The sequence below is a fragment of the Achromobacter sp. genome, assembly GCF_036567245.1.
Lineage (GTDB): Bacteria > Pseudomonadota > Gammaproteobacteria > Burkholderiales > Burkholderiaceae_B > Achromobacter.
Window position 1 is genome coordinate 1 of record NZ_DATCUY010000082.1, and the last position, 1,556, is coordinate 1,556.

A 1,556-nucleotide genomic window follows, 5' to 3' on the forward strand; every position below is an offset into this window, starting at 1 on the left:
GTCGGCGGCAGGCTCGATCTCGGCCGGCGGGCGCGGCACCGGCATGCCGCCCGCCATTTCCGGACAGACGGCCACCACCCGGCCTTCGTCGCGCCACCCGGCCAGCACGGGATTGTCGTGGGAGGCGCTGCGTCCGTCGTAGCGCACGGGGTTGCCCAGGAGGCAGGAACTGACCAGAACGTATTGCATGCGTAATCCGACGTGTGGGGCTGCCAAGCCCGGATCCAAAGCATGCATGATAGAGCACCCAGCCTGGCCTCAGGCAGCCCTCCGGCCTCGGAATCAGCAGCCGGCCGCAGCTCTCTCGCGCATCCAGGCACGCAGCGCGGGATCGCGCACTTGCAGCACCTCGAACAGGCCCAGCGCGTTGAGCGCGGGCAAGGCCTCCTGGATGTCCTGCCGCGCCACGGCCACGGCTTGGGCCGGCGCCTGCGGGTCGAGGCAGACGCGGGCGTTCGCGAGGAATGCCCCCACGGTTCCCTTGCGTACCGCCACGCCCTTGAAATCGCCTAGTTCCACGCCGTCCGGCAAGATGTCGTCTGCTTTCATGTTCAGCTCCTGTTGCTGGTCGAGACAGGAGTACGATAGACGCGCCCGTGTGGCAAGTCTGCGCTGTTTGAGTCAATTGATACGGTGTTTCTGCCAGTGGCAATCCAGGTTCCCAACCGCCCCTTGCTCGATCCCGGCCGCGCCCGGTCGCGCGGCGGCCCCAGGCTGATCGCCGTGCGCAACCAGGACGGCGCGCTGCGCCACACCGCCATGCACCAGCATGCGCGGGGGCAGTTGCTGGGCGCGTATCGGGGCTTGCTGACGGTCTACGCGGGCGACCTGCAATGGGTGGTGGCGTCGCGGCAGGCCGTCTGGATTCCTCCCGACCAGCCGCATGGACTCTATTCGCACGGCGTCTATGCCGGCTATAGCGCGTACTTGAGTCCCGCGGCTTGCGCCGGGCTGCCCGCCACGCCCTGCGTGCTGCATGCCTCGGATCTGCTGCTGGCCGCGGTGGACCGCGCCGCGTCCTGGGACGACGACACGATGGGACCGGCGCGCAGCCGCCTCATTGAAGTGATCCGGGATGAAATCAGAAGCTTGCCGCAAGCCGGCCAGGCGCTGCTGCTGCCCCGCGAGCCGCGCTTGCAGCGGCTGGCGCTTGCGCTGTCGGACCAACCCTCGGACGTCCGGACGCAGGAGGAATGGGCCGAAGCGATCGGCATGTCGCCGCGCACGCTGGCGCGCCGCTACCTGGCGGAAACCGGGTTGACCCTGGGGGCATGGCGCCAGCGCGCCCGCCTGATGCGGGCGCAGGAAATGCTGGCGGAGGGCGCCGCCGTGACCACGGTGGCGCTGGAACTGGGCTACGACAACGTCAGCGCCTTCATCGCCATGTTCAAGCGCGAACTGGGCGCTACGCCGGGCCGCTACAGCGGCCCGGGCGGTTAGGGGCTGTCAGTCCCGAAGCCTGGGCTTCAGGATTCCTCGGCCGCCTTGCTGGCCCGGCGCGTGCGGGGAGCGGTCTTGCTGGCGGTCTTGCTGGCCGCCTTGCGCGCAGGCTTGGC

At 69.5% G+C, this 1,556-nt stretch carries 3 protein-coding genes; 1 reads left to right on the top strand and 2 read right to left on the bottom strand.

Annotated features, from left to right (window positions below; genetic code table 11):
- Both VIR09_RS03325 and VIR09_RS03330 read right to left on the bottom strand, forming a co-directional pair.
- Positions 1–189: DUF523 domain-containing protein (locus tag VIR09_RS03325; protein WP_332011581.1), on the bottom strand; the 189-nt coding region annotated here is incomplete at its 3' end.
- A gap of 93 nt (positions 190–282) precedes the next feature.
- Entirely contained in the window at positions 283–549 is a 267-nt protein-coding gene (locus VIR09_RS03330) for a hypothetical protein (protein ID WP_332011582.1), read from the bottom strand.
- A 96-nt stretch (positions 550–645) separates the two neighbouring features.
- Between VIR09_RS03330 and VIR09_RS03335 the strand changes: the two genes are divergently transcribed.
- The gene (locus tag VIR09_RS03335; RefSeq protein WP_332011583.1) at positions 646–1,440 is read left to right on the top strand and encodes a helix-turn-helix transcriptional regulator; all 795 of its coding nucleotides are present in this window, start codon (positions 646–648) and stop codon (positions 1,438–1,440) included.
- The last annotated feature ends 116 nt before the right edge of the window (positions 1,441–1,556 follow it).

Excerpts from the sequence above, each read along its gene's own strand:
- VIR09_RS03330 (WP_332011582.1), bottom strand. The coding sequence starts at position 549 with ATGAAAGCAGACGACATCTTGCCGGACGGCGTGGAACTAGGCGATTTC.